The sequence below is a fragment of the Bradyrhizobium sp. AUGA SZCCT0177 genome (genome assembly GCF_018130125.1).
In the GTDB taxonomy this organism is placed as follows: Bacteria; Pseudomonadota; Alphaproteobacteria; order Rhizobiales; family Xanthobacteraceae; genus Bradyrhizobium.
This window is the reverse complement of sequence record NZ_JAFCMA010000005.1, coordinates 23,423-50,419: the sequence shown is the minus strand read 5'-3', so window position 1 is coordinate 50,419 and position 26,997 is coordinate 23,423. Positions and strand designations below refer to the sequence as shown.

The 26,997-nt window shown below is 61.6% G+C and carries 21 protein-coding genes and 3 tRNA genes; 15 read left to right on the top strand and 9 right to left on the bottom strand.

Annotation, left to right across the window (positions count from 1 at the left end):
* Positions 1-226: 226 nt before the first annotated feature.
* The 5 genes from JQ597_RS07385 to JQ597_RS07365 all read left to right on the top strand — a co-directional run bounded on the left by JQ597_RS07385 (position 227) and on the right by JQ597_RS07365 (position 7,538).
* Positions 227-928: a hypothetical protein gene (locus tag JQ597_RS07385; RefSeq protein ID WP_212263565.1), complete on the top strand. Its 702-nt coding sequence runs from the start codon at positions 227-229 to the stop codon at positions 926-928.
* A 238-nt stretch (positions 929-1,166) separates the two neighbouring features.
* Positions 1,167-1,937 carry a gamma-glutamyl-gamma-aminobutyrate hydrolase family protein gene (locus JQ597_RS07380; RefSeq protein WP_212263564.1) on the top strand — a complete coding sequence of 257 codons (771 nt, stop codon included), beginning with the start codon at positions 1,167-1,169 and terminating at the stop codon, positions 1,935-1,937.
* A 61-nt stretch (positions 1,938-1,998) separates the two neighbouring features.
* Positions 1,999-3,066, top strand: a complete 1,068-nt coding sequence (locus JQ597_RS07375) for an extracellular solute-binding protein (RefSeq protein WP_212263563.1) — start codon at positions 1,999-2,001, stop codon at positions 3,064-3,066.
* A 225-nt stretch (positions 3,067-3,291) separates the two neighbouring features.
* Positions 3,292-5,598, top strand: a complete 2,307-nt coding sequence (locus JQ597_RS07370) for a hybrid sensor histidine kinase/response regulator (protein WP_249135843.1) — start codon at positions 3,292-3,294, stop codon at positions 5,596-5,598.
* A gap of 176 nt (positions 5,599-5,774) precedes the next feature.
* Positions 5,775-7,538, top strand: a complete 1,764-nt coding sequence (locus JQ597_RS07365; RefSeq protein ID WP_212263562.1) for a caspase family protein — start codon at positions 5,775-5,777, stop codon at positions 7,536-7,538.
* A 114-nt stretch (positions 7,539-7,652) separates the two neighbouring features.
* Here the strand turns inward: JQ597_RS07365 and glnA are convergent, their stop codons facing one another.
* Positions 7,653-9,062 carry a type I glutamate--ammonia ligase gene (gene glnA / locus JQ597_RS07360; protein ID WP_212263561.1) on the bottom strand — a complete coding sequence of 470 codons (1,410 nt, stop codon included), beginning with the start codon at positions 9,060-9,062 and terminating at the stop codon, positions 7,653-7,655.
* A 156-nt stretch (positions 9,063-9,218) separates the two neighbouring features.
* A complete protein-coding gene (locus JQ597_RS07355) occupies positions 9,219-9,557 on the bottom strand; it encodes a P-II family nitrogen regulator (protein WP_027537227.1) in 339 nt (112 codons plus the stop codon).
* Positions 9,558-9,922: 365 nt separating this feature from the next.
* On the opposite strand from JQ597_RS07355, the gene JQ597_RS07350 reads away from it, so the two are divergent.
* Positions 9,923-11,422 carry an NAD(P)H-hydrate dehydratase gene (locus tag JQ597_RS07350; RefSeq protein WP_212263560.1) on the top strand — a complete coding sequence of 500 codons (1,500 nt, stop codon included), beginning with the start codon at positions 9,923-9,925 and terminating at the stop codon, positions 11,420-11,422.
* Positions 11,423-11,939: 517 nt separating this feature from the next.
* Here JQ597_RS07350 and JQ597_RS07345 read toward each other — a convergent pair.
* Entirely contained in the window at positions 11,940-13,025 is a 1,086-nt protein-coding gene (locus tag JQ597_RS07345; protein ID WP_212263559.1) for an enolase C-terminal domain-like protein, read from the bottom strand.
* Positions 13,026-13,035: 10 nt separating this feature from the next.
* Positions 13,036-14,364: a multicopper oxidase family protein gene (locus JQ597_RS07340; protein ID WP_212263558.1), complete on the bottom strand. Its 1,329-nt coding sequence runs from the start codon at positions 14,362-14,364 to the stop codon at positions 13,036-13,038.
* Between the two features lie 137 nt (positions 14,365-14,501).
* Here JQ597_RS07340 and JQ597_RS07335 point away from each other — a divergent pair.
* The 7 genes from JQ597_RS07335 to JQ597_RS07305 all read left to right on the top strand — a co-directional run bounded on the left by JQ597_RS07335 (position 14,502) and on the right by JQ597_RS07305 (position 22,624).
* A tRNA-Leu gene (locus JQ597_RS07335) sits at positions 14,502-14,586 on the top strand.
* Between the two features lie 164 nt (positions 14,587-14,750).
* Entirely contained in the window at positions 14,751-16,112 is a 1,362-nt protein-coding gene (gene tig, locus JQ597_RS07330) for a trigger factor (protein ID WP_212263557.1), read from the top strand.
* A 248-nt stretch (positions 16,113-16,360) separates the two neighbouring features.
* Positions 16,361-16,996: an ATP-dependent Clp protease proteolytic subunit gene (locus JQ597_RS07325; RefSeq protein ID WP_192733466.1), complete on the top strand. Its 636-nt coding sequence runs from the start codon at positions 16,361-16,363 to the stop codon at positions 16,994-16,996.
* 429 nt (positions 16,997-17,425) lie between these two features.
* Positions 17,426-18,700, top strand: coding sequence for an ATP-dependent Clp protease ATP-binding subunit ClpX (gene clpX, locus JQ597_RS07320; protein WP_027537232.1), 1,275 nt, complete (start codon positions 17,426-17,428; stop codon positions 18,698-18,700).
* A gap of 323 nt (positions 18,701-19,023) precedes the next feature.
* Entirely contained in the window at positions 19,024-21,450 is a 2,427-nt protein-coding gene (lon, locus tag JQ597_RS07315; protein ID WP_212263556.1) for an endopeptidase La, read from the top strand.
* Between the two features lie 107 nt (positions 21,451-21,557).
* A tRNA-Val gene (locus JQ597_RS07310) sits at positions 21,558-21,633 on the top strand.
* A 130-nt stretch (positions 21,634-21,763) separates the two neighbouring features.
* Positions 21,764-22,624: a class I SAM-dependent methyltransferase gene (locus JQ597_RS07305; protein ID WP_212263555.1), complete on the top strand. Its 861-nt coding sequence runs from the start codon at positions 21,764-21,766 to the stop codon at positions 22,622-22,624.
* A 98-nt stretch (positions 22,625-22,722) separates the two neighbouring features.
* Here the strand turns inward: JQ597_RS07305 and JQ597_RS07300 are convergent, their stop codons facing one another.
* The 4 genes from JQ597_RS07300 to JQ597_RS07285 all read right to left on the bottom strand — a co-directional run bounded on the left by JQ597_RS07300 (position 22,723) and on the right by JQ597_RS07285 (position 25,631).
* Entirely contained in the window at positions 22,723-23,508 is a 786-nt protein-coding gene (locus JQ597_RS07300) for a cobaltochelatase CobT-related protein (RefSeq protein ID WP_212263554.1), read from the bottom strand.
* A gap of 183 nt (positions 23,509-23,691) precedes the next feature.
* A complete protein-coding gene (locus tag JQ597_RS07295; protein WP_212263553.1) occupies positions 23,692-23,859 on the bottom strand; it encodes a hypothetical protein in 168 nt (55 codons plus the stop codon).
* Between the two features lie 111 nt (positions 23,860-23,970).
* A complete protein-coding gene (pepT, locus tag JQ597_RS07290) occupies positions 23,971-25,227 on the bottom strand; it encodes a peptidase T (RefSeq protein WP_212263552.1) in 1,257 nt (418 codons plus the stop codon).
* Positions 25,228-25,331: 104 nt separating this feature from the next.
* Complete coding sequence (locus JQ597_RS07285) at positions 25,332-25,631, bottom strand: HU family DNA-binding protein (protein WP_212263551.1); 300 nt, start codon at positions 25,629-25,631, stop codon at positions 25,332-25,334.
* Positions 25,632-25,858: 227 nt separating this feature from the next.
* Here JQ597_RS07285 and JQ597_RS07280 point away from each other — a divergent pair.
* A tRNA-Asp gene (locus JQ597_RS07280) sits at positions 25,859-25,935 on the top strand.
* A gap of 160 nt (positions 25,936-26,095) precedes the next feature.
* Here JQ597_RS07280 and JQ597_RS07275 read toward each other — a convergent pair.
* The gene (locus tag JQ597_RS07275; protein ID WP_212263550.1) at positions 26,096-26,296 is read right to left on the bottom strand and encodes a hypothetical protein; all 201 of its coding nucleotides are present in this window, start codon (positions 26,294-26,296) and stop codon (positions 26,096-26,098) included.
* A gap of 272 nt (positions 26,297-26,568) precedes the next feature.
* On the opposite strand from JQ597_RS07275, the gene JQ597_RS07270 reads away from it, so the two are divergent.
* Positions 26,569-26,964 carry a hypothetical protein gene (locus JQ597_RS07270; RefSeq protein WP_212263549.1) on the top strand — a complete coding sequence of 132 codons (396 nt, stop codon included), beginning with the start codon at positions 26,569-26,571 and terminating at the stop codon, positions 26,962-26,964.
* The last annotated feature ends 33 nt before the right edge of the window (positions 26,965-26,997 follow it).

Sequence of the window (26,997 nt, the reverse complement as noted above, 5' to 3'; positions counted from 1 at the left end):
CGCCAGTCTTTCGCGAAAATTCGCCCGGGATCAAGCGGCGAGGCACGCGCCGGTTTGACGCTGCCACGCCCGGTGTGCCAAGCGGTGCAGGCTAACTAAAGCGTTTTCCAGCGAAGTGGACGCCGGTTCGCGTCAAGAAAACGCGTCAAATTAAGAATCTGGAGCTCCGTTCCGATTCCATCGGAACGGAAAAGGCTCCAGCGACAGGCGCGTCGGCGAGGATGAGATGAATTTCAAATGGTTGGGGCCGGTTGCGCTGCTGGCGGCGATCTATATCGGCGACCAGATCAGGATCAACCGTCCCAGCCACAAATATCGCTTGACCGTCGAAGTCGAGACCGCCGATGGACGCAAATCGGCGAGCGGAATCGTGGCGGTCCACCCGTATCGCGGCTACAGCGGTATCGGCCCAACCCGCACCGTGGGAGATGCCGTCTACGTCGACCTCGGCGGCGGCAAAAATCTGGTCGCGCTGCTGGCGCATATCGACAAGAAACTCGAACTCGAGGGCATCAATTACGTAGCCTTGCGCGCCTATACGGCCGCCGCCGGCGACGGCAAGCGCGTGTCGTTCAACGACATGAACCGCCAGACCGGCGTCGTGCCGGTAACGGGCGCGCTGATCCCGGTGCTTGTGACATTTGCCGATCCGGCCAACCCTGGGACCGCGCGCAACGTACAGCCTGACGAAGCGGAGGCGACGCTGGGGAAGGGATATCGCCTCCACGGGATATCGGCCGAGGCCGTGCCTAACGGGTTCTGGCCGCTCGATTTCGGCGGCGCGCTGGGCGAGCCGGTGACCCGCGCCATCCAGGCGAAACTGCCGTGGCTGAATGGCGCCGACAATTCCGCCGCGACCGCGCTTCGGGCGGCCGGTCTGCCCGGCGTCGAGGCTGTTGATGCCAAGGAAGCCTTTACCCGGAAGTAGCTGCACCCGGAAGTAGCTGCCTTTGCCGCGCGTCCGGCGGCTTCACGAGCCAAAACGCGTGCCTTGCGCCTATTCTGACGCCGGCTTGCCGGCACGGCCTGGGATTCGCGCGGAGCTGCAAAGCAGAAGTGGGCAGCATATCATGTTGATCCGGCACGTTCTCGCAGGCATGATCGGTCAACATCATGGCTCAACCTAGAAGATCCTTGCGCAGGACGATGAAAGCAGAAATTTGGCGATGAGACGGCCCGTGGTCGGTGTGATCGGGAACGCCCATCGCATCGAAAATCGTTTCACAACCCAGATGGTCGGAGAGCGCAATCTCCGCGCTGTAGCCGACGTGTCGGGCGCACTGCCGCTGATGTTTGCGGGATCGCCGGAGATTACCGATATCGGCGCCTTGCTTGACGCCGTCGACGGGGTGGTGCTGACAGGCGCCCGTGCCAATGTTCATCCGACCCGTTTCAAGACCGAGCCGCATGAGAGGCACGAGCCCTACGATATTCACCGCGACGACGTCGCCCTTGCGCTGGCGGAAGCCTGCGTCGCCCGCGGCGTGCCGATCTTCGGTATCTGCCGCGGCTTGCAGGAAATGAACGTCGCCTTTGGCGGCTCGCTGCACCCGGAGATTCGCGAAATCCCCGGCCGCATGAATCACCGCATGCCGCGGCTGGAGAACGGCGAAATCCACCCCGATCCGTTGGTGATCTTTGCCGACCGGCATGACGTCCATCTCACCCCGGACGGCGCTTTCGCAAAGCTGCTCGGCTGCGAAACCATTCGCGTGAACTCGCTGCATGGGCAAGGCATTCTCGATCCCGGCGAGCGCGTCGTCATCGAGGGCGTGGCGGAAGACGGCACCATCGAAGCGATCCGGATTGCTGACGCACCGAGCTTTGCGCTCGGCGTGCAATGGCATGCGGAGTACGACCCGCAGCGCAATCCGATCAACCGTGCGCTGTTTGAGGCGTTCGGCGAGGCGCTGAAGGCGCATCAGCGGGCGAGCTAGCAGGCGGTTTCGAACGAACAGGCGGCCGATAAACGGTCGGGCGACAAAGGGGGAGGGTGCGATGCGGGACCGCCGATGGTCGAGACGCGACCTGCTCAAGGCGTCGACGGCTTCCGTTGCCGGCCTTTTATTCGCCGAGCCGGTCAAAGCCGCGGCGCCGCCGCCTTCCGAAGTGACGCCCGCGCTGATCGAGGCTGCCAAGAAAGAGGGCAAGGTGTCGTTCTATACGGCGCTTGAGCTCAACACCGCCGAGCGGATGGCGCGGACGTTCGAAGCCAAATATCCGGGCATCAGCGTCCGGGTGGAGCGTTCCGGCGCGGAGCGGATCTTCCAGCGCATCGCGCAGGAGCAGGGCAGCGGCATCAACGCCGTTGACGTCGCCAACTCGACGGACCCGGCGCATTATCTCGACTGGAAGAAGAACAACTGGCTCGCGGCCTACCTGCCGGCGGAGGTCGCCAAACATTTCCCGGCCGACCAGATCGACCCCGATGGCATGCACGCGACGTCCTGCGCCTGGCTGGAGGCGATCGGCTACAACACCAATCTCGTCAAGCGCGACGAAGCGCCAAAGAGCTATGCCGATTTGCTCGACCCGAAATGGCAAGGCAAGATCGTCAAGGGCCATCCCGGCTACAGCGGCGCCATCTTGACCGCGACCTTCGTGCTGACGCGCGATCTCGGCTGGGTCTATCTGGAGAAACTGGCGCAGCAGAAGGTCATGCAGGTGCAGTCGGCCGCCGATCCACCGAAGAAGATCCTGCTCGGCGAGCGTGCCATCATGGCCGACGGCAACGACTACAATCTGGTGCTGGCCAAGGACCAGGGCAAACCGGTCGAGGTGGTCTATCCGACCGAGGGGGCGCCGTTGATCATCGTTCCCTCCGGAATCTTCCGCGGCGCGCCCAATCCCAACGCGGCAAGATTATTTCAGAACTTCTTTTTCAGCGCCGAAACCCAGCAGATGCTGGTCGACGTGTTCGCACACCGCTCGTTTCATGCGCTGGTGAAGGAGAAGGGCGAGCACATCCCGCTGGCGAATCTGAAATTGCTCAAGGCCGATCCCGCCGCCGTGCAAGCGCAAAGCGAGGAGATCAAGGCGCGCTACGCCAGGATATTCGGGGTATAATTTGATTCGAAATATCCATTTCTCCGGGGTGCTGTCCGTAATTCTACGGAACCGAAAACGCGGGAGCGCGGCGCAGAACTCGGCTATGCATTGGGGTAGCTGAGGGCGCCGAACAACCGGCGCAAGGCGCCGGACCCGCATTCATACTCACACCATTGTCGTTATCATTTCCTGGGCGGTTTCTCTGGCGGTTTTCTTAGCGATTTTATTGGGCAGTTGGTCGTCATGACTTTGAGGAGCCGCCTTGCGTTCGCGATGGTGTTCCTGGTCGTGGGCACCATTTGCGCCCTTGCTGTGTTCGGTGATGGTTTCGGCCGCGCGGCATTCATCGTCGGGGTGATCGCGATCTTGGTCGCGCTGGTGCTTGCGGCCGCCATCGCGGGCTCGCTGTCCCGACAGCTGACCCAAATGACCCGGGCGGTCGAAGGCCTGTCGCGCGGCAAGCCGGTTGCGATGCCTGCCGAAGGTAGCCGGGAGATGGCCCCGCTATCAGCGGCTTTCGCCGAATTGTCAGACCAGCTTGGCGCCAAGCCAAACCTGCTGGAAAACACGGTCGAAAGCATCCGCGATTGCGTTGTCGTGGCCGACGAGAATGCGGTGGTCGTCGTTGCCAACGGCGCAGCCCGCCAGCTGCTGGGTGTGGACCGCGGCTTCGACAGCCTGACGGGGGTAAGAAAATTCGCCTGTTTCCTTTCGGACGGTACCACGCCGCTGCCGATCCCGGATTCGCCGCTGGCGCGGGCGCTGCGCGGCGAACATGTCGATGATTTCGAACTCATGGTGCAGTCCGAAGGATCCAGCGCCAAAGCCTACATCGTCGCCAACGCCCGGCCGTTGCGCGACGAACGCGGCAGGCTTCGCGGGGCGGTGACCGTGCTCCGCGACGTCACCGAACAAAGGCGCGCCCTGCAGGCTCTGGTCGACAGCGAACAGATGGCGCAGACCATCGTGAGCACCGCGCTCGACGCCTTCGTCCAGACCGACGAAAACGGCTTCGTTCTCGAATGGAGTCCGCAGGCCGAAGCCTTGACCGGGTGGACGCGGGCGGAGACGGTTGGTGTGAAGCTGGTCGAGCTGGTGTTTCCCGAACACCTTCGCGCGGCGCACCGGCAGCGGATCGCCAAATTCCTGCGTGAGACCGCCGGCGGCGCCATGGGCATGCGCTATGAGGCACCGGCGCTGCACCGGGACGGTCACGAATTTTTCGTCGAAGTGTCGCTCACGGCGCTGCGCCGCGGCGACGGTTACATCATCAACTCCTTTGTCAGGGACGTCACCCAGCGGCGCCTCGCCGAGGAGCGACTGATTCAGGCGCAAAAGATGGATACGGTCGGGCAACTGACCGGTGGCATTGCCCATGACTTCAACAACATGCTCACGGTGATCACAGGCACGATCGAAATTCTGGCCGATGGCGTCAAGGACGTTCCGCACCTGGCTTCGATCACCAAACTGATCAGCGACGCCGCCGACCGCGGTGCAAACCTCACCGCCAGCCTGCTGGCGTTCGCGCGCAAGCAGCCGTTGCAGCCGGCCGAGATCGACGTCAATGATCTCATTCGCGAAGCCGTTCGATTGCTCGCGCCAAGTCTCGGCAAGAATATCGAAATCGAGGCCGCCTTGAACGACGACGCGTGGCCGGCATTCGTCGATCGTAGCCAACTCTCCTCCGCGGTCGTCAATCTCGCCATCAATGCCCGGGACGCCATGGCAAATGGCGGAAAGCTGACCATTGCGACCGGCAATATCACTTTGGGTGTGCCCGAGGCCGTGGCCTGCGGCGTCGAACGCGCCGGCGATTATGTCGCCGTCGAGGTGAGCGACACCGGCACCGGGATTCCGCAGCCCATTCTCGACAAGATATTTGAACCGTTCTTTTCCACCAAGGAGGTCGGCCAGGGAACAGGGCTCGGGCTCAGCATGGTGTTTGGCTTCGCCAAGCAGTCGGGCGGAAGCGTCGACGTGCGCAGCGAGGAGGGAAGCGGCACGACGTTCACGATCTATCTGCCCAAAGCCGACACCAGCGCGCTTCAACCGTCGACACAAGACGAGGATTCGCCGGTGCAGGGCGGCAGCGAAACGCTCCTGTGCGTCGAGGACGACCGCAAGATCCGCGACTATGTGACGATGCAGCTCGAGAGCCTCGGCTACAAGGTGATCGTGGCCTCGAATGCCGACGAGGCCCTCGCCATCGTCAATCGGGGCGCCGCGTTCGATCTGCTGTTCACCGACGTCGTGATGCCCGGCAGCATGAACGGCAGGCAACTGGCTGAAACGCTGATGGCCGGGCGTCCGTCGCTCCGGGTGCTCTTCACCTCCGGCTACAGCGACGGCGCGCTGCCGCTGAAAAACCGCGCGGGCCACGGGATTCCGCTTTTGACCAAGCCGTATCGGCGCGCGGAGCTGGCGCGAACGTTGCGCCGTTGTCTTGATATTGCGGTCGATCCGGCCGGCGATCCGATACCGACGCCTTATTCCGTGCAGCCGGAGCTCGAGCGTTTCCTGCGCAAGTATCCGCCGAAGGAGGGGTAGAATTTATTCGAGGTGTCGCGGAGAGGCGTCGCGCGCAAACAAGTTTCACTTCGGACAACGAAGGCTTTCACATCAAACTGTGAGTTAGATCACACAAGATGTGCAATTTCTAGTTTTCCTGTTGTCGGGGTACCCGGATGATAGCTTCGAATTTAATGCTGGTTAGGACCGTACCGATGCGCACCGTTAGAGCAGCCACCTTCGTCGTCACTTCAATTTGGCTTCTCATTCAGCCGGCACTTGCTGAGAATCGGATCGCGCTCGTCATCGGGAACGGCTCCTACGAAAAGGTACCGGAGCTACCTAACCCGCCTCGTGACGCAGCCGACATTGCGCGTGCCCTTGAGCGATTGAATTTCAAGGTCACGCAAACAAAAAACGCGACCGCGCACGAAATGCGTAAAGCCATCGTCGATTTCGGCCGCGCTGCCGAAGGGGCGGAAATGGCCGTCGTATTCTATGCCGGACACGGCATGGAGGTGGGTGGCGAAAATTGGCTGATTCCGGTCAATGCCGAACTGCGTAGCGACGCCGACATCGAGAGCGAGGCCGTCAGTCTGCGCTCGATTAGTCTCCAGGTTTCAAAGGCGCGGCAGCTGGGTCTCGTCATTCTTGATGCATGTCGAAATAATCCCTTTGCTGCAAAGATGAAGCGCTCGCTCAGCACCCGGGCGGTGGCTCGCGGGTTGGCTCCGACAGAACCCTCCGACAACGTGCTGATTGCATATGCCGCTCGGGATGGCACCACAGCAAGCGACGGCGAAGGCCGCAACAGTCCGTTTACGATAGCCCTTCTTCGACACATTGAGACACCTGGGCTCGAAATCTCATTCCTGTTTCGGAGAGTCCGGGATGACGTCATGGCGGCAACCAAGCGCGAACAGCAGCCGTTTGTGTACGGATCGCTGTCGAAGGAGGAGATTTATCTTAGAGCTCCCGGTGCCAGCGCTCCAGCACGGCCTGCTGCTGGTCAAGTTGCGGCAGTTCCGTCGGAAGATGAGCAATTTTGGCAAGCTATGCGAACGTCAACGGCAGCCGGCTTATACGAGGAATTTCTCTCCAGATATCCAAAGAGCAGTCACGCCGCTGAAGCTCGTCAACGGATCAAGGACTTCAGATCCAAAGAGGTTGCTGCAGCATCTCCCACGACTGTCTCTCCTCGACTAGAGGACAATGCGGGCACGATCAAAGGAGGCGAAAATTCAGGTGCGAGACCGTCCGACCGAAACCTGTTTTTGGCCGAAGACAGTCAAAAAGTGGCAGCGATTGGGGTGGCTCAGCGATTCGATATGCCGAAGTTCACTATCTCGCCCGCTCAGGACGATCCTCTCGGCGCTAATTCCAGGTTTGTCGGAGTGTGGTCTAGCAAGCGCGGCTGGGGAGGTGGCAAGGGTCGCAACGCCATGTTGATCGTTACAGAAGTTTCCGCGACCGGCCTCGCACGTGGATATTACGTTTGGGGCCCACCCACGAAGCATTCCTGGACGCGGGATGCGGCGGGGTACAAATGGTTCGCCGAATACATTGTGAACGACAAGTTTTCCATCAAGACGGTTCCGGGGATCAATGTAAAACTGGACGACAAGAACGTTCTCACATTGCTCACAGCTAAATCAGACAAGCCCGTTGATAGGGGCAGCATCGAGCTTCGCCCAATCTGGCAACTCGTAAAATGGCGTGGGGATGCCGAACCATCGGCCAAGCGTGATCAGGCTCCGCAAAATGGTCGAGTGCCCAAACAGGAGCCGTCAGAGCGGCGATCCACGATATCAGGGCCCACGATCAAGCCGAAACCCCCGGGCCCGAAGGTTGCGCAAGAGAGCGATCTGCGACAGGGCAAGGTCGCCGGCCAGTCTATGGAAGATCGCTATCGGGCATGTCGAAAGCTGGTTAAGGGTTTCGCCCAGCGGGACGCGTGTGCGCGCAACGGAGGCATATGAGTTTCAGCCAGTGGGGCAGATGAGTTAACCCGTCTACAAAACAAAAGGCGCCCCGTTCGGAGCGCCTTTCGCATTTGTGGACCGTGACATCAGCGGCGCGAGCGCCGCGAAAAATCACAGCGAATAGTACATGTCGAATTCGACCGGATGCGGGGTCATCTCGAAGCGCTCGACTTCGGTCATCTTCAGCTCGATGTAGCTGTCGATGAAGTCGTCGTCGAACACGCCGCCGTTCTTGAGGAACGCGCGGTCCTTGTCGAGGTTTTCCAGGGCCTCGCGCAAGCTGCCGCACACCGTCGGGATCTGCTTCAGTTCTTCCTTCGGCAGATCGTAGAGGTCCTTGTCCATCGCCGGACCCGGATCGATCTTGTTCTTGATGCCGTCGAGGCCGGCCATCAGCATCGCAGCGAAGCCGAGATACGGGTTGGCCATCGGGTCGGGGAAGCGGACCTCGACGCGCTTGGCCTTCGGGTTGGCGGTGTAGGGGATACGGCAGGAGGCCGAACGGTTGCGCGCGGAATAGGCGAGCAGCACGGGGGCTTCATAGCCCGGGACCAGACGCTTGTAGGAGTTGGTCGACGGGTTGGTGAAGGCGTTGATCGCCTTGGCGTGCTTGATGATGCCGCCGATGTAGTGAAGGCAGGTCTCGGAGAGGTCGGCGTATTTGTTGCCGGCGAACACCGGCTTGCCGTCCTTCCAGATCGACTGGTGGACATGCATGCCCGAGCCGTTGTCGCCATAGATAGGCTTCGGCATGAAGGTGGCGGTCTTGCCGTAGATGTGCGCGACCTGATGGATGCAATATTTGTAGATCTGCATGTGGTCGGCCATCAGCGTCAGCGTGTCGAACTTCATGCCGAGCTCGTGCTGGGCGGAAGCGACTTCATGGTGATGCTTTTCGACCTTGACGCCCATCTTGGCCATCGCGCCGAGCATTTCCGAGCGCATGTCCTGCACCGAGTCCTGCGGCGGCACCGGGAAGTAGCCGCCCTTGGTGCGGATGCGGTGACCGAGATTGCCGCCTTCATATTCGGTGTCCGAATTGGTCGGAAATTCCGAGGAGTCGAGCTTGAAGCCGGTGTTGTAGGGCAGGGACGAAAAGCGCACGTCGTCGAATACGAAGAACTCGGCTTCCGGTCCGACGAACACGGTGTCGCCGATGCCCATCGACTTGACCATCGCCTCGGCCTTCTTGGCCATGCCGCGCGGGTCGCGGTTGTAGGGCTCGCCGGTGGTCGGCTCGAGCACGTCGCAGGTGATGACCATGGTGGTTTCGGCGAAGAACGGGTCGATCGTCGCGGTGACCGGATCGGGCATCAGGCACATGTCGGATTCGTTGATCGCCTTCCAGCCGGCAATCGACGAGCCGTCGAACATGGTGCCTTCGGCAAAGATTTCCTCGTCGATCATGCCGATGTCGAAAGTCACGTGCTGCCACTTGCCGCGCGGGTCGGTGAAGCGCAGGTCGACGTATTTTACGTCGTTGTCCTTGATCGATTTCAGGACGTCTTTGGCGGTCTTCATGAATACCCCTTTTGGTTTCCAGGACTCTGCGACAACGACATTTTCGCAAACAACACGCACACACAGACAGAGTGGTGAGATATCGCAAACGAAATCAGGCCGCCGAAGCAGCCCTTTTCTTGTTTTTCAGTCGCAAAATGCGGGATAGCACCCGGCTTAGATAGCGTCCAGCCCGGATTCTCCGGTTCTGATCCGGATCGCTTCTTCGATGTTGGAGACGAAGATTTTGCCGTCGCCGATGCGGCCGGTCTGGGCGGCGCGGCGGATCGCGTCGATGGCTTTCTCGACCAGTTCGTCTGATATCACGATCTCGATTTTGACCTTGGGCAGGAAGTCCACGATGTATTCCGCACCGCGATACAGTTCGGCGTGGCCCTTTTGCCGGCCGAAACCCTTGGCCTCGGTCACGGTGATGCCCTGCAGTCCGACCTCCTGAAGCGCCTCCTTCACCTCGTCGAGCTTGAACGGCTTGATGATGGCTTCGATTTTTTTCACTGAGCGCCTCCCGGGCATTACAAATTGCAGAGCAGATAGTTTCGATGTCGCGCGTGGCGCCGTCTGGTCGTTGATCCCTGATCAGGCCTCTAAACGCTCGCAATTGCCGCGAACGACGAAGGTCCTGAACCGGCTTCCTTACCGGCTTCCCCAAAAGCAGGGTCTATGCCAAGTTGTTAACGGGCCTGATTTTGGAATGTTATCAGACTTTTAACAGGCAATCGGCAGAGGTCGAACCGGACGCTGCATGATACCCAAGCCTAGCAAATAGGCAAACCGATCAATTGGTATGCAGCTATTGGAAAATTGGCTACGGCCGATATCGGAAATGCCTCCGGAAAAGGCTGATAGATCGAGGATTCGGCATGGAAGTTCTGACCACCACTGAGATGGAGCGCGCCGACCGAATGACCATTGCCGCCGGCACGCCCGGCTTCGCGCTGATGATGAGCGCGGGCCAGGCCGTTGCCGAAGCCGCGATGGAACTGGTCGAGGAGGGCGCGATCGTGGTGGTTGCCGGCCGTGGCAACAATGGCGGCGACGGGTTTGTCGCTGCGGCCGAACTGGCCGCGCGCGGCCGCGAGGTTTCGGTGATCCTGCTCTGCGAGCGGGACAGTCTGACGGGCGACGCGGCAATCGCGGCGAAGGGCTGGAAATACCCGGTGCTGCCGTTCAATCCGCAGGCGATCGGAAAGCCGGCGCTGATCATCGACGCGCTGCTCGGCGCCGGTCTCAATCGTCCCGTGAAGGGCGATCCGCTTGACATGATCGAGGCGATCAACGCCAACGGCGCGCCGGTCCTCGCCGTCGATCTGCCGAGCGGCATCAACGGCACCACCGGCGCCGTGATGGATGTCGCGATCAACGCCGTCGAGACCGTGACGTTCTTCCGCAAGAAGCCGGCGCATCTGTTGCTGCCGGGACGGATGCATTGCGGCCGCGTCCGCGTCGCCGACATCGGCATCGATGCGCAAGTGCTGGACGAGATCCGCCCGCAGACAACGGAAAACGTTCCGCAGGCCTGGCGGAGATGCTTTCCGGTGCCGCGTATCGATGGCCACAAATATGCGCGCGGTCACGCTGTCGTCGTGTCCGGCGACATGGCCTCAACCGGCGCGGCGCGGCTGGCGGCGCGCGCCGCGCTGCGGGCCGGCGCCGGACTGGTCACGCTGGCCTCGCCGCGCGAGGCGCTCGCGGTCAATGCTTCGGCCCTGACCGCGGTGATGATCCGCGCGGTCGATAGTGCGATCGAATTCGCTGACATGCTGAACGACAAGCGGCTCAATGCCTGCGTGATCGGACCGGGCGCCGGAATCAGCGCGCGCACGCGCGATCTCGTCCACACCGCATTGTCGGCGAAACGTCACCTCGTGCTCGATGCCGACGCGCTGACGAGCTTTGCGCAAGAACCGGAGCGCCTGTTTGAATCGATCAAGGCGTCCAGCGATCCGCAGGTGGTGCTGACCCCGCACGAGGGCGAGTTTCCGCGGTTGTTCAGCGACATCAGCAACAAGCATCCGGGCCGCTCCAAACTCGAACGGGTGCGTGACGCCGCCTTGCGCTCTGGCGCCGTGGTGCTGCTGAAGGGGCCGGATACGGTGGTGGCGTCACCCGACGGGCGCGCCAGCATCGCCGCCAACGCGCCGCCCTGGCTCGCCACCGCCGGCGCCGGCGACGTGCTGGCGGGGATCATCGCAGGGTTATTGGCCCAGGGCGTGCCGGCCTTCGAGGCTGCCTGTATCGGCGCCTGGATGCACGGCGAGGGCGCCCGCGAGGCGGGGCCGGGCCTGATCGCGGAAGATTTGACCGAAGTGCTGCCCGCGGTGTTCCGGCGGCTGTATGACGAGTTCGGGATTGAGTATTAGCAAAGAGCCAGATCATGACGCTCGATCTACGCCTACGCTCGATCAGTCCAAATCTGCGCGGCACGCGCGCGACGGATGGCGATATACATTTCTTGAGATCTCGATTGCCCGCCAGTTTGACACCTGATTGGCTCATGGCCCTTTTGGGAGGGCACGCGCTGGCGGGCGTTGGCTTCAGCTTGAACACGGATCACGACGAGTCTGGGATCGGAGCAGAAGTTATCTGGCTAACGCCGGAACAGATTGTGTCCGAGAGCGTCGAATGTGAGCCCGGGAAATCAGTGCTGTCCTATGGATTTCTCGCAGTAGGGGCGTGTGCGGAGGGATCAGGAGATCCATATTTTGTGGATCTCAGGAATTCTTCTAACGATCCGCCCCTTGTAAGGATTCCACATGACTACGCAGTTTCGGTCCCATATCCACGCGATAAAATTGAAATTGTGACTTCGAGCATGTCCGAGTTCTTTCGGAATTCCCATCTATGGGACGCCTAATCCGCCGACTGCCGAACTGTCCACTACGTCACCTGATATTTCGCCACCGCTGTCTCGTTCCATTCCAGCCCAAGGCCCGGACCTCGCGCGGTAACCGTGCCGTCGATGATCTCGGCAGGGTGGGCGAGGATGACGCGGGCGAAATCGAGGAATTCGAGCCAGTGCGCGGATGGCGTCACCGCCAGCATGTGGGCGCTGGCCTCAGCGAACAGATGGCTCGACACCGGAATGTTGGCGGCTTCGGCTTGCGCTGCGACTTGCAGCCAGCCGGTGACGCCGCCGCATTTCATCAGGTCGGGCATGATGAAGTCGCTGGCGCCGGCTGCGATCGCCTCGGCAAAGCCGCGCGGGAACCACCAGTTCTCGCCGGCCTGGATCGGCGTCGGCGAGGTCTCGCGCACCTTGGCGTGGCCTAGCAGGTTCTCCTGTGGCACCGGCTCTTCGATCCAGTGCAGATCATAGGGCTCAAGGCGAGCGATGCGCCGGCTGGCTTCCGCGGGATCGAGCGACTGGTTGAAGTCGATCATCAGCGCGATATCGGGGCCGAGCAAAGCGCGCACGGCCTTGACCACCCGCTCGTCATTGGCAGCGTCGCCGTCGCCGCCCTTGATCTTGATGCCGCGAAAACCCTGCTCCAGCGAGCGGCGCAGCGCCTTCTCGTCGGCGATCGGATCGACCACGCCATAACTGTCATAGGCCTTGATCGGCCGCGGCGCGCCACCGAGCAGCTCGGCCAATGGCCGACCGGCAATCTGGCCGAGCGCGTCCCAATAGGCCATGTCGAGGCCGGACACTGCCATGCCAACCAGGCCCTGCCAGCCGAGCAGGCGGAATTTTGCATCCATCGCCTTCATCAGATCAAACGGTGCAACCGGCTTGCCGACGAGTTCGCGCCCGATCTCCTCGATCAGGTGCACCAGCGGCTTCAGCGTCAGCTGGGCGTAGGCAAAGATGTAAGCGCGTCCGGTAACGCCTTGATCGGTCGCGACATCGATCAACACCATCGGTGCGGCATCGATCGTTGAGAAGGCTGTCTTCACCGGCCGTGCGATCGGCACCACGAGGCTTCGGGCGGTGACGCTGCGAATGGCGGGAACGGATACGCTCATGCTGGTCTCCTCATTCCACACTGTACCATCGCACCAGCCGGGGGGAGGCCCAATCGGTCGCGACGGATTCGATCAGCCAGCGTCCGGCATATTCGGCGGCAAAGGCGATGCGTTGCGTTTGGCCGGGTTCGATGGCCAGCGTATCCAGCCAGAACGGCTTCCAGCCGTCATCGAGCCGGTCGAGCAGCCGGAAATGATGGCCGTGAAGGTGAAACACCGTTGGGGTGGCGCCGCGGTTGTTCAGGGCCAGCACAACGGTGCGTCCCGCTTTGGTGCGGACCGCGGGCGCGGCGGTCGCAGTGAAGTTTGCCGGCGGCACCCAGTCGCCTTGCGGCCCGCCAAGGGTCAAGTCGGCCCGGGTTGCGCCCTTGAGGTCGAGTCGCTCCGGCAGACCGTTGGAAGGTAACGGCGGCGCCGGGGAAAGCGGGGCGGCGCGAACCGGCGGTTCACCCGAGACGATCAGCCTGCCGATAGGGCGGGCCTCCTTGCCGTCGTGGACCAGAATCGCTGCGGTGGTCCCGGCCGGCGCCGTCACATCGACAAAGGCATCGACGCGGCCGCCGGGGGGCAGCACCAGCGCGCCGTTGCGGGCCTGGAACGGCTCGGAGGGCTGGCCGTCGATAGCCATGACGCGGACGTCGAAATTCTCGATTTTCGCGGCGATAACAGACCGCTGGCAGCCGTTGATGAAGCGAATCCTGATCCGTTCATTGGTTCGCGCTGTAATATCGAGCGAAAGCCGGCCGTTGGCCGTCAAAACCGTTGTGGCGTCCTTGGGGTCTAACCCGGGCGCGATCGCGGTTCCGTCCGGGCGCAGCCGCCAGTCCTCGACCAGAAACACCTCGTCGCGATCGACGGCGACGGTCTCGCTTTCCCGGACCACCAATGCGCGAGCCCGCGATGGCCGTGCCTGGCCGTCGGCGAGAAGGGTCAGGTCACACAGCAGCGTTCCGGCATGTCGCAGCGGCAGTTGCAGGGTTTCCTTCACCCCGGCCACGAGCGGCGGGCGGGCCGTCAGCGATTCGACGCTCGCGGCCCCGTCGAGCCCCCGCCAATTGAGGGCAACGGGCTGCGGCAGCTCATTGGCGAGCGTGACTTCAACGGTATCGCCGCGTTTGAATCGCATTTCCGAACCGGCAAGTGACCAAACCGGCGTCTCCGGCGCCCCTGGCCGAAGCGCAACGACATCGGCTTTGGCTTGCAGCGCCAGCGCGGCGCGGCCTTGAGCAGAGCCAGTGGCGGGCCATATCGGGAGCAGGGCGGCAGCGCCCAGTCCGGCCATCAGCTCGCGTCGGTGCAGCAGGGATTTGGGGCTTGCCATGAGACCGATGCGGACCATTTTCTGGCGGCCCTGTCCAGCTGTGACGCCTTGCCTCGGGCGAGGGGGCGGAATGGCCATTTTTTTGCTGCGGACACGTGGGCGCATGTTATAAGCCCGCCGCTCGCGGCATCGCGGCCGGACTGGATGCTTTTTACGCGGGCGTGGCGGAACTGGTAGACGCGCTGGATTTAGGTTCCAGTGACGAAAGTTGTGGGGGTTCGAGTCCCTCCGCCCGCACCAAGCGCTCTATTCAAGCGTTTGCATGATGAATACTGGAGGGCCTGTTTCCCCGGTTGGGGAGTTGGGTCAGCCGAACCACCGGCGCAGGCTTTAAGGGCCCCGCGTCGACCCAATTGACAATGTCGGGGCCACGCGCCCTGCCGAAACGGAAGAAGATTGACGCCATGCAGGTCACCGAAACCCTCGTCGAGGGATTGAAGCACGAGTTCAAGATCAGCGTTCCCGCATCGGATCTCGATGCCAAGGCCGGCGCCAAGCTGATCGACCTCAAGGACAAGGTGAAGCTCAACGGCTTCCGTCCCGGCAAGGTGCCGGTGAGCCATCTGAAGAAGGTCTATGGCCGCTCTGTCATGGCCGAGACCATCGACCAGACCATCCGCGACACCAACACGCAGATCTTCACCGATCGCGGCTTCCGCCTTGCGACCGAACCGAAGATCACGATGCCGACCGAGGAAAAAGAGGTCGAGGAACTGCTCGCCGGCAAGAGCGATCTCACCTACACGGTGGCGATCGAGGTGGTGCCGACGATCCAGCTCGCCGACTTCAAGAGCTTTACCGTCGAGAAGCCGGTCGTCGACGTGTCCGACAGCGATGTCGATGACGCCATCAAGCGGATCGCGGACCAGAGCCGCCCCTATAACGCCAAGAGCGAAGGCGCGAAGGCCGAGAACGGCGATCGCGTCACCATCAACTTCACCGGCCGTATCGACGGTACGCCGTTCGAGGGTGGTACCGGCGAGGGCATCCAGGTCGTGATCGGCACCGGCCAGTTCATTCCGGGCTTTGAAGAGCAGTTGATCGGCATCGGCGCGGGCGAGACCCGCACGCTGAAGGTTGCCTTCCCGAAGAACTACGCGAGCGAAAAGCTCGCCGGCCAGCCCGCCGAGTTCGAAACCACCGCCACCGCCATTGAAGCCCCGGGCGAGACCACCGTCGATGACGAGTTCGCCAAGACGCTTGGCCTCGAATCGCTCGACAAGCTGAAGGAAGCCGCACGCGAGCGCCTGGTCTCTGAATTTGCCGGTGCGACGCGCCAGCGCGTCAAGCGCGCGCTGCTCGACCGTCTCGACGAAAGCCACAAATTCGAGGCACCGCCGTCACTGATCGCTGAAGAGTTCAATCTGATGTGGAACTCGATCAAGGCCGAAATGGAATCCAGCGGCAAAACCTTTGCCGACGAGAACACCACCGAGGACGCCGCCAAGGAAGAGTACCAGAAGATCGCCGACCGCCGGGTCCGGCTCGGCCTCGTGCTGTCGGAGATCGGCGAGAAGAACAAGATCACCGTCACCGACGACGAAGTCAGCCGCGCCGTGATCGAGCGGGCGCGGTCGATGCCGGGCCGCGAGAAGGAAGTCTGGGACTACTATCGCAACAATGCCAATGCGCTGGCCCAGCTTCGTGCGCCGATTTATGAAGACAAGGTGGTCGATTTCATTCTCGAACTCGCCAACGTGACCGAAAAGAAGGTTTCGCGCGAAGACCTGTTCAAGGACGAGGACGCTGAGAAAACTGCCGCTTAATCCCGGCACCTGATGTTAATGATGAACGGCGAAAGCGGCGGGGCTTCGGCATCCGTCGCTATGAGTTCGCCTGCGAATCAGTTTGAACTCGTCTAATCCAGCTCGCAATTGCTCGGCCTTGTGGCCGGGAAATTGGCTCATATCTGTGAGTTGTCTTTGAAGTTCTGCATCACGGGACGTTCGTCCACTTTTGGCAAATCAGCCGGCTTGCCGATGGATGTTCGCCCCAGCCAACCTTTGGGTGACTAATGCGCGATCCCGTTGAAACCTACATGAACCTTGTGCCGATGGTGGTCGAACAGACCAACCGCGGTGAACGCGCCTACGACATTTTCTCGCGCCTTCTGAAGGAACGCATCATCTTCCTGACCGGTCCGGTCGAAGACGGTATGTCGACGCTGATCGTCGCTCAGCTGCTGTTCCTGGAAGCCGAGAATCCGAAAAAGGAAATCTCGATGTACATCAACTCGCCGGGCGGCGTGGTGACATCGGGCCTGGCGATCTACGACACCATGCAGTTCATCCGCCCGCCGGTGACGACGTTGTGCACCGGGCAGGCAGCGTCGATGGGATCGCTGTTGTTGGCGGCGGGCCACAAGGACATGCGTTTCTCGCTGCCGAATTCGCGCATCATGGTGCATCAACCCTCCGGCGGCTTCCAGGGCCAGGCCACCGACATCATGCTGCACGCGCAGGAGATCCTGAATCTCAAGAAGCGGCTCAACGAAATCTACGTGAAGCACACCGGCCAGACCTACAAGGCGATCGAGGAAGCGCTGGAGCGCGACAAGTTCCTGACCGCCGACATGGCCAGGGACTTCGGTATTGTCGACAAGGTGATGGATAAGCGTCCGGAAGAGCCGGCGATGACCAAGACCCCGTAAGGTAACGGGTGGAGGTACCCACGCGTTGACCTTGACAGGTGGGCCCAATCGGCAAATTACGCTCTAAGCGGCTGCTTATGCCCGAACGTAGGCAGAAAGTTCCGCTTTCGTGCTGGTTTGGCGGCGTGGTAATCGCGCAACGCTTGGGTGATTTCGGTAACTTCTCCCCGTGCGAAGGCCGAAAATCACGGTATTGTCACGGTGTCCGCGCCGAGCCCGGTTAGCGAATTCTTGATAGTCGGGTGTCAGCATGGTTGGCTGTGAGGGATCGGGTAGGATCGCGGGGATTCGAGTAAACCGTGATTCGAACGGCGCGTACTGAGTTAAGGTCTTTTTTGGTACGGAATTTGCTCTATCTACTTTCAGGTCCGGTTTGGTACCGGAATGGGTCGATCGAGTGACGGGATCGAACGGCGGACGGAGAATAGAATGAGTAAGGTCGGCACGAGCGACTCCAAGAACACGCTGTATTGCTCGTTCTGTGGCAAGAGCCAGCATGAGGTCCGCAAACTGATCGCGGGACCCACCGTCTTCATCTGCGACGAATGCGTTGAGCTCTGCATGGACATCATCCGTGAGGAGAACAAATCCTCGCTGGTGAAGTCGCGCGACGGCATTCCGACGCCGAAGGAAATCTGCAAGGTGCTGGACGACTACGTGATCGGCCAGAGCCACGCCAAGAAGGTGCTGTCGGTCGCCGTCCACAATCACTACAAGCGGCTCAATCACCAGACCAAGCACAACGACGTCGAACTCGCGAAGTCGAACATACTGCTGATCGGTCCGACCGGTTCGGGCAAGACGTTGCTGGCCCAGACGCTGGCGCGGATTCTCGACGTGCCGTTCACGATGGCGGATGCGACCACGCTGACCGAAGCCGGCTATGTCGGTGAGGACGTCGAGAACATCATCCTGAAGCTGCTGCAGTCGGCCGACTACAATGTCGAGCGCGCGCAGCGCGGCATCGTCTATATCGACGAAATCGACAAGATCAGCCGCAAGTCCGACAATCCGTCGATCACCCGCGATGTCTCGGGCGAGGGCGTGCAGCAGGCGCTGTTGAAGATCATGGAAGGCACCGTTGCCTCCGTGCCTCCGCAGGGCGGCCGCAAGCATCCGCAGCAGGAATTCCTGCAGGTCGACACCACAAACATCCTGTTCATCTGCGGCGGCGCCTTCTCGGGCCTCGAGAAGATCATCTCCGCACGCGGCCGTTCGACGTCGATCGGTTTCGCGGCGCAGGTCCTGGCGCCGGAAGACCGCCGCACCGGCGAAATCTTCCGCCATGTCGAGCCGGAAGACCTCTTGAAGTACGGCCTGATCCCGGAATTCGTCGGCCGCTTGCCGGTCGTCGCGACGCTGGAAGATCTGGATGAGGCTTCGCTGAAGAAGATCCTGACCGATCCGAAGAACGCGCTGGTCAAGCAGTACCAGCGGCTGTTCGAAATGGAGAATATCGAACTCACCTTCGCCGACGAGGCGCTTGGCGCTGTCGCCCGCAAGGCGATCGAGCGCAAGACCGGCGCGCGGGGCTTGCGTTCGATCCTCGAAAGCATCCTGCTCGAGACCATGTTCGATCTTCCGGGTCTGGAAGGCGTCGAAGAGGTGGTGATCTCGCGCGAAGTGGTCGAGGGAACTGCCCGTCCGCTCTACATCTACGCGGACCGTTCCGACCGCGCCGTCGAGAGCAGCGCCAGCGCCTGATAGGCCCTGGTCCGGGATGGATTTCTGTCCCAAACAGGACGGCTGCCGGGACATTCCGGCGGCCACAGCGGCGTAGTTATTTCGCAGCAATCCTTTTGCGTTTAGCCCCATTTGGCGGGCATTTTTCGTGACTTGACACCCCCGTACCCGATAGCCACCTAATGCTGTCGGTGGCGAAGCTCATGCTTGAGATTCGTCGCCAAACGATCCGGAAAAACAGGCTGCGAAGGTGGCTTGCAGCCCCGGAACCTCCCGGCACCTTGTGGCGGTTGCGCACAACAGGCGGACTGCGTGCAAGGGGGCACAACAAAAGGAATTAGGCCATGACGACCGCCAAACCCCGGCCATCTATCGTCCACGGCGAAAGCCACTCTTATCCGGTGCTGCCGCTCCGCGACATCGTCGTATTCCCGCACATGATCGTGCCTCTGTTCGTCGGCCGCGAGAAGTCGATCCGCGCGCTCGAAGAGGTGATGAAGAACGATGCGTTGATCCTGCTCGCGACGCAGAAGAACGCGTCCGACGATGATCCGAGCCCGGATTCGATCTACGAAGTCGGCACGCTCGCCAGCGTCCTGCAGCTGCTCAAATTGCCCGACGGCACCGTGAAGGTGCTGGTCGAAGGCTTGGAGCGCGCACGCGTCCAGAAATATTCCGACCGCAGCGAATATTACGAAGCCACCGCGGTTGCGCTCGCCGATACCGATGCGACCTCCGTCGAGGCCGAGGCGCTCTCGCGTTCGGTGGTGTCCGACTTCGAAAGCTATGTGAAGCTGAACAAGAAAATCTCCGCCGAAGTCGTCGGCGTGGTTCAGGCGATCACTGATTTCGCCAAGCTGAGCGATCAGGTCGCCCAGCATCTCGCCGTCAAGATCGCCGATCGCCAGGGCATCCTGGAGACGTTGTCCGTGACGCAGCGCCTGGAGAAGGTGCTGGGCCTGATGGAGAGCGAGATCTCGGTGCTGCAGGTCGAGAAGCGCATCCGCTCGCGCGTCAAGCGCCAGATGGAGAAGACCCAGCGCGAGTATTACCTGAACGAGCAGATGAAGGCGATCCAGAAGGAACTCGGCGACGACGAAGGTCGCGACGAGCTCGCCGATCTGGAAGAGAAGATTGCCAAGACCAAGCTCTCCAAGGAAGCGCGGGAGAAGGCGCAGCACGAGCTGAAGAAGCTGCGCCAGATGTCGCCGATGTCCGCGGAAGCCACCGTCGTGCGCAACTATCTCGACTGGCTGCTGTCGATCCCGTGGAACAAGAAGTCCAAGGTCAAGAAGGACCTGGTGGCCGCGCAGGAGGTCCTGGACAGCGACCATTACGGGCTTGAGAAGGTCAAGGACCGGATCGTCGAGTATCTGGCGGTGCAGTCGCGCGCCAACAAGCTGACCGGACCGATCCTGTGTCTGGTCGGACCTCCCGGCGTCGGCAAGACCTCGCTGGGCAAGTCGATCGCGAAGGCGACGGGCCGCGAGTTCGTGCGCGTGTCGCTTGGCGGCGTGCGCGACGAGGCCGAGATCCGCGGTCATCGCCGCACCTATATCGGCTCGATGCCCGGCAAGATCATTCAGTCGATGCGGAAGGCGAAGACCTCGAATCCGCTGTTCCTGCTCGACGAGATCGACAAGATGGGCGCCGATTTCCGCGGTGATCCGTCGTCGGCGCTGCTTGAGGTGCTGGATCCGGAGCAGAACGGCACGTTCGCCGACCACTATCTGGAGGTCGATTACGATCTGTCGAACGTCATGTTCATCACGACCGCGAATACGTTGAATATTCCGGGGCCGCTGATGGACCGCATGGAGATCATCCGGATCGCCGGCTATACCGAGAACGAGAAGGTCGAGATCGCGCGCAAGCATCTGATCCCGAACGCCATCTCCAAGCATGGCCTCGATTCCAAGGAATGGTCGATCGACGACGATGCGCTGCTCTTGATGATCCGCCGCTACACCCGCGAAGCGGGCGTGCGTAACCTGGAGCGTGAGCTCTCCACACTCGCCCGCAAGGCGGTGAAGGAGCTGATGATCTCCAAGAAGAAGTCGGTCAAGGTCACCGAGAAGTCCCTCGAGGAATTCCTCGGTGTGCCGAAGTACCGCTACGGCGAGATCGAGAGCGAGCCTCAGGTCGGCATCGTAACGGGCCTGGCCTGGACCGATGTCGGTGGCGAGCTGCTCACGATCGAAGGCGTCATGATGCCCGGCAAGGGCAAGATGACGGTGACGGGCAATCTGCGCGACGTCATGAAGGAGTCGATCTCGGCGGCGGCGTCGTATGTCCGCTCGCGGGCGATCAACTACGGCATCGAGCCGCCATTGTTCGACCGGCGTGACATCCACGTCCACGTTCCCGAGGGCGCAACCCCGAAGGATGGACCGTCGGCGGGTGTCGCGATGGCGACCGCCATCATCTCGGTCATGACCGGCATTCCGGTCCGGCACGATGTCGCCATGACCGGCGAGATCACGCTGCGCGGCAGGGTGCTGCCGATCGGCGGCCTGAAGGAGAAGCTGCTGGCGGCGGCCCGTGGCGGCATCAAGACGGTGTTTATCCCCGAGGACAACGCCAAGGATCTCACGGAGATTTCCGATGCGATCAAGGGCGGCATGGACATCATCCCGGTTGCCCGGCTTGATGACGTCGTCGCCAAGGCGCTGGTGCGCCCGCCGGTGGCGATCGTCTGGGAAGAGGACAGCAAGGTGCCGGTCAAATCCGACGCTGCGGATGACGCCGGTGGCGGCCTGACGGCCCACTGAGACCAGACAATGTGACAAAGCGGCGTCCCGTCCCCGGGGCGCCGCTTTTTTGTTAGGGCATCCCCGCTTGCGCCAAGGGGCAGGGCGGCGCTAAACAGGCGACTTAAGGGCGATTAGCTCAGTTGGTAGAGCGCTTCCTTTACACGGAAGATGTCGGCGGTTCGAGTCCGTCATCGCCTACCAGCCTTCGCGCTTCGCGCTACGGCTGGGCAAGCCAGCCAGGGTGCGAAGCGCGAAGGCTGTCTCGCCGTAGCTCGAAGAGCGAAGGCGGACTGTTCGTTGGACCACGCCTTTCATACGCGCGAGACACCACATGGACGCCCCCACAGGCCACGAGCAGAACGCCGATCAGATAGCCTACTGGAACGGCCCGGCCGGGCAACGCTGGGCTGATCGGCAGGCGGAGCAGGACGTCGTGCTCGGGCCGGTCGCCGACCTTCTGATCGATCGCGCGAAGCCCAAACCGGGCGAGCGGGTCATCGATATCGGCTGCGGCAGCGGCGTCACCACGATTGCGTTTGCGAAAGAGGTTGCGCCGTCAGGACACGCGTTCGGCGTCGACATATCAGGCCCGATGCTGGAACGGGCGCGGGCGAGCGCGCCGAAGGATTTGCCTGTCGACTTCGCGCTGGCCGATGCCACCGTCTATCCGTTCGACCCCGCGAGCTTTGATCTATTGGCGTCGCGGTTCGGCGTGATGTTCTTTGCCGACCCGGTGGCGTCGTTTGCCAACATGCGCAAGGCGCTGCGACCCACGGGCCGGCTGGCATTCGCCTGCTGGCGCGAGCCGCGCGAAAACCCGTTCTTCATGGCGCCATTGCAGGCTGCCTATAAACACGTGCCAAAGCTGCCGCAGCAGGGGCCGGAAGATCCCGGGCCGTTTGCGTTTGCCTCGGAAGCGCGCGTGCGCCGCATCCTGAGCGAAGCCGGCTTTGCCGCGGTGGAAATGGAAGCCTGTCCGCTGTTGCTGGACGCCGCGATCGGCCGCGGCGTCGATGGGGCGGTGCAGGGTTCGCTCGAAATCGGCCCGGTGAGCCGCGCGCTGGACGGCCAGCCGGAGGAGCTTCGCGTTGCCGCGGCCAATTCGATCCGTGACGCGCTCACGCCGTACGCCAAGGGCGACGCCGTGCTGCTCCCGGCCTCGGTCTGGATCGTGACCGCGCGCGCTACCTAATTACCGGTTGCTCAACCCTGGCTATCTTTGCATGGGGTTGTTTTCGCGATTTTGAGTCCGGGCCCCGCGGTTCGCCCGGCTACTCGACCGAGCGAAGGCTACGGCGACCGAGCGCCCAACATCGCGTGCTCGCCTGCGAGGATGCGCTCCAGCAGAGAAACAAGGGCTCCACCAAGCTCGTCGGGCGCATCGACTATGCTTGTGACGGGGTAATACTCACTGGCGTCGTGGCCCAGTCCGAGGGCTGCCAAATTGATCCTGCCCGCCTCCTTGATTTGACCCACCACCTCATGGAGGTGGTCAGAGAGATAGGAGAGGCCGTTTTCCTGTAGGGTTGAATCATCAACTGGCGCGCCATCTGACAGGACAATCAGATGCTTTTTTTCTTGAGGTAACGCCAGCAGGCGCCGTGCAGCCCACAGCACGGCCTCGCCATCTATATTTTCCTTCGGCAGGTCCGGACGTAGCATCTGCCGGAAGTCGGCCCTTCCGGTGCTTGCGCGCAGGTCATCCGCGCTCTTGTAGACTATGTGTAGAATATCGTTCAGTCGGCCCGGGTTATTTCGGCTGAAACGCCACTTCCATCGGTTGCGAGAACGTCCGCCAGTCCACTCCGAGGTAGTAAAGCCCAAAACCTCACAGGCAAAACCAAGGCTGACCAGTAGCTCTTGGGCTACATCGAGTGTTGCCGCCGCGAACAGCATTTTTTGTCCGCGCATGGAGCCCGACTGATCCACCAAGAGCGTCACAGCGGTATTGCTACGATCTGAATTGGTCAAATTTGCTCTGATGCGCGCGCTCACGTCCGCCGCCACGACAAGCAATCGGGTTCTCCAGGGGAGCAGGTCGGATTGGAAGGCATGCCACGCTTCATCGAGTGCCATCCTGTCCCGGGGTAAAGGACGGCCAAGAACCGAGTCAATTTGGTTGGCGTGAACCTCCCTGTCATACTTGGTTGTATAGACTCGGTAGTTTCGTCGCATTGCTGAACTTTCGGCTAGCGGAAAAGCCCATGGCGCGTCGTCAGCTCCCCCAGGTCACCGCCAAATACAGGATGGTTCGCCCGGCTACTCGACCGGCTTGCAATACTCGGTCGAAACCGTTGCCGATTGCCGGGTCTCGGAAACGAAGCAGAAATAGAGTTTTGGACCCTTGCGCAGAAACAGTCCGGCGCCGCCGCTCGCCGGCGCCGAGGTCCCGGCGATTGCGTAGTCCTGCGCGAGCAGGGAGCTCACGGTGACTTTCTCGGCTGAGGTTTGCGCCAGGGAAGGCGCCGTTCCAAATGCCAACAACCACACGAGACAAATCGAATTTCTGATTTTCACACTATCGCTCCCGCTCGTCAGCTAGGCCTTTTCTTCCCAGATCATCGCCAGATGCACGATGGTCTGCACGGCTTTTTCCATGTCCTGTACGCTGACCCATTCCAGCCGCGAGTGGAATGCGTGTTCGCCGGCAAAGATGTTGGGGCAGGGCAGCCCCATGAACGACAGCCGTGAGCCGTCGGTGCCGCCGCGGATCGATGAGCGCACCGGCGTCAAGCCGGCGCGGCGGATCGCCTCGATCGCGTAGTCGACGATTTCGGGGTGGCGGTCGATCACCTGCTTCATGTTGCGGTACTGGTGCTTGACCTCCATCCGGTAGGTCGAGCGCGGATAGTCCTTCATCACGTCCTTGACGATGCCCTCCAGCAGCGCCTCTTTTTCCTTCAGGCCCTCGTCGGTGAAATCGCGCACGATGAAGCCGATCGTCGCTTTTTCCAGTGCACCGGAAATGCCGATCGGATGCAGGAACCCTTGCTTGCCTTCGGTGGTCTCCGGCGAGCAGGTGTCTTTCGGCAGGCGGTCGACGATGGCGGCGGCGATCTTGATCGCGTGCTCCATCTTGCCCTTGGCAAAACCCGGATGGGTGCTGACGCCCTCGATGGTGATGGTGGCGCCATCGGCCGAAAACGTCTCGTCCTCGATATTCCCCGCGGTCTCGCCATCCATTGTGTAGGCGAAATCGGCGCCGAGTTTTTTCAGATCGACCTTGTCGACGCCGCGGCCGATCTCTTCGTCCGGCGTGAACAGGATCTTGATGGCGCCGTGCTTCACTTGCGGATTGTCGATCAGGAACTGCGCGGCATCCATGATCTCGGCAAGACCGGCTTTGTTGTCGGCGCCCAATAGCGTGGTGCCGTCTGTCGTGACGATGTCGTTGCCGATCTGGTCGGCAAGCGCCGGATGATCGGCGAATCGAATCACCTGCGTCGTATCAGCCGGCAGCACGATGTCGCCGCCACGATAATTGCGCACGATCTGCGGCTTGACGTCCTTGCCGCTGCAATCCGGCGAGGTGTCCATGTGCGAACAGAAGCAGATCACCGGCACCTTCTTGTCTGAATTGGCCGGGATCGTCGCGTAGACATAGCCGTGCTCGTCGAGATGGGCATCGGAGAGGCCCATCGCCTTGAGTTCGGCCGCCAGCACGCGGCCGAGGTCTTTTTGCTTCTCGGTGGAAGGGCAGGTCGGCGACGCCGGATCCGACTGGGTATCGATCACGACATAGCGCAGGAAGCGCTCGGTAACACCGTGGGTAAAGGCGAGGGGCGAAGCCAGCATGACAACCGCAACAGGTTTTGAGAAACGACGGCGCTCTATAACAGAAAAGCGCCATTCCGGGCCCCCGGAACGGCGCTTGAATGTCGGACCGTAAAGCTTGTCGCTTAAACGGCTTCCTTGAGTTCCTTGGCCGCACGGAAGGCGACCTTCTTGCTGGCCTTGATCTGGATGGCTTCACCGGTGGCGGGGTTGCGGCCCATGCGGGCGGCGCGCTTGCGGACCTGGAGGATGCCGAGACCGACGATGCGGATGCGCTCGCCCTTCTTCAGGTGCTTGGTGATCAGGCTGACCGTGTCGGTCAGGATCGACTCAGCCTGCTTTTTGGACAATTCCTGATCCTCGGCGATTGCCGCTGCCAGATGCTTCAGCGTGATCGTCGCCGGAGTCGCTGCTTTCTTCGCCATATTCGGCCCTCCTTGGTGATGAATGGCTTTACGGAAACTTAGGCGTATCAGGCCTTAAACGATTCGGGTGGCGGGTGCCTACGCTGTTTTGCCTGCAAATAGGCCGTTATTTGCATCGGCATCGCAAAAAGGCCCATTTGACAAGGGGATTCGCAACGTCCTTGACTAAAACAAGGAGGCCCTTTAAGTCCTCGCTTCTGCGCGGATCAAGACGTGATTACGCATCCGCGGGAGTAGCTCAGTTGGTTAGAGCGCCGCCCTGTCACGGCGGAGGCCGCGGGTTCGAGTCCCGTCTCTCGCGCCATTTTTCAATGGCTTAAAGAAAAATCCCCCGATCGTCGGACTGGAACTCGGTTGCGCTCAAACGCGGCCCGATGGTTCCAGCGTGCGGCAGAAGTGGCTGCGCAGCCAACAAAAAAGCCGCCCGAAGGCGGCCGTCTTGCCGGTGCTGAGAACGAAACCCCTTAGCGGACCGCCGAGGTCTGCGAGCTGGTGATGACAACCGGCTTGCCTGCCTTCACGACCTGGGTCTGGGCTGTCTGGGTGTATTCCGAATTGGTGCGCGCCGAGATGCCGAAAGCTGCCACCGCGATACCAGCCACGAGCGCGACAACCACGATCTTCAGGTGGGTCGAACGGTCTGCCGAGTGAATTGAGTGGTTCATGTGATGCCTCCGAGGCGTCTATGCGCCATCTGATGGCAAGAGATGTACGCCCCGTCTGTTTCGGGACGGTTTCGTGGATTCCGTGAAATGGTTTCGTCCGGTGGGCTTTCGGGGCGATTTTGCGCCTTTTCGGCGTCGTTAGGTGGTTCGCCCGTTGTCGCGGCGAAGGCATAGGCCGGCGACATGGCTTGAAATATAAGCAATAACAATGGGATATGCCGAGATCGGTTCTGTCACCCGTTCGTTTGGTGTCCACAGCAGTGCGCCGAGTCGTGACCTCGGCCGACAGAAGGGAATGGCGCTGCGCCTGCGCCATAGTCGTTCTTCAGTTCGTCCCGTTGATCGTGCCGACCGCGAGCGCGCCGACGCCCCTGGCCAAAGCAGGTTGCGGTCATCAGGATGATCGCGGACGCCAGCGCTCGCATGCTCGGCTTCGACGGTGTGTGCGATCGCAAAAGTCGCCCGAGGCGGAAGCCGCCACCATGGTTTTGCAATCCTGCGTCAGCATGCACATCGCGAAAACCGGAGCGGCGGGCCCGGACATTCTGTTGGCTGATCGGTACACCAATTACGCGCCGCGCGAGCAGGGTTCGCATGAATGGATTGCGCGAGAAGCACGGCGCGAAACGCTGGCCAGGGTGGCGACGGGAACGCCCTTGCTTTCCTGAGTTGTCCACGGCGTGGTAGCCCCGGTTAGACCA

Bases quoted from the DNA above. Each gene is read 5' to 3' on its own strand.
- JQ597_RS07385 (WP_212263565.1), top strand. From the start codon at position 227: ATGAATTTCAAATGGTTGGGGCCGGTTGCGCTGCTGGCGGCGATCTAT.
- JQ597_RS07380 (WP_212263564.1), top strand. From the start codon at position 1,167: ATGAGACGGCCCGTGGTCGGTGTGATCGGGAACGCCCATCGCATCGAA.
- JQ597_RS07375 (WP_212263563.1), top strand. From the start codon at position 1,999: ATGCGGGACCGCCGATGGTCGAGACGCGACCTGCTCAAGGCGTCGACG.
- JQ597_RS07370 (WP_249135843.1), top strand. From the start codon at position 3,292: ATGACTTTGAGGAGCCGCCTTGCGTTCGCGATGGTGTTCCTGGTCGTG.
- JQ597_RS07365 (WP_212263562.1), top strand. From the start codon at position 5,775: ATGCGCACCGTTAGAGCAGCCACCTTCGTCGTCACTTCAATTTGGCTT.
- glnA (WP_212263561.1), bottom strand. From the start codon at position 9,062: ATGAAGACCGCCAAAGACGTCCTGAAATCGATCAAGGACAACGACGTA.
- JQ597_RS07350 (WP_212263560.1), top strand. From the start codon at position 9,923: ATGGAAGTTCTGACCACCACTGAGATGGAGCGCGCCGACCGAATGACC.
- JQ597_RS07345 (WP_212263559.1), bottom strand. From the start codon at position 13,025: ATGAGCGTATCCGTTCCCGCCATTCGCAGCGTCACCGCCCGAAGCCTC.
- JQ597_RS07340 (WP_212263558.1), bottom strand. From the start codon at position 14,364: ATGGTCCGCATCGGTCTCATGGCAAGCCCCAAATCCCTGCTGCACCGA.
- tig (WP_212263557.1), top strand. From the start codon at position 14,751: ATGCAGGTCACCGAAACCCTCGTCGAGGGATTGAAGCACGAGTTCAAG.
- JQ597_RS07325 (WP_192733466.1), top strand. From the start codon at position 16,361: ATGCGCGATCCCGTTGAAACCTACATGAACCTTGTGCCGATGGTGGTC.
- clpX (WP_027537232.1), top strand. From the start codon at position 17,426: ATGAGTAAGGTCGGCACGAGCGACTCCAAGAACACGCTGTATTGCTCG.
- lon (WP_212263556.1), top strand. From the start codon at position 19,024: ATGACGACCGCCAAACCCCGGCCATCTATCGTCCACGGCGAAAGCCAC.
- JQ597_RS07305 (WP_212263555.1), top strand. From the start codon at position 21,764: ATGGACGCCCCCACAGGCCACGAGCAGAACGCCGATCAGATAGCCTAC.
- JQ597_RS07300 (WP_212263554.1), bottom strand. From the start codon at position 23,508: ATGGCACTCGATGAAGCGTGGCATGCCTTCCAATCCGACCTGCTCCCC.
- pepT (WP_212263552.1), bottom strand. From the start codon at position 25,227: ATGCTGGCTTCGCCCCTCGCCTTTACCCACGGTGTTACCGAGCGCTTC.
- JQ597_RS07285 (WP_212263551.1), bottom strand. From the start codon at position 25,631: ATGGCGAAGAAAGCAGCGACTCCGGCGACGATCACGCTGAAGCATCTG.
- JQ597_RS07275 (WP_212263550.1), bottom strand. From the start codon at position 26,296: ATGAACCACTCAATTCACTCGGCAGACCGTTCGACCCACCTGAAGATC.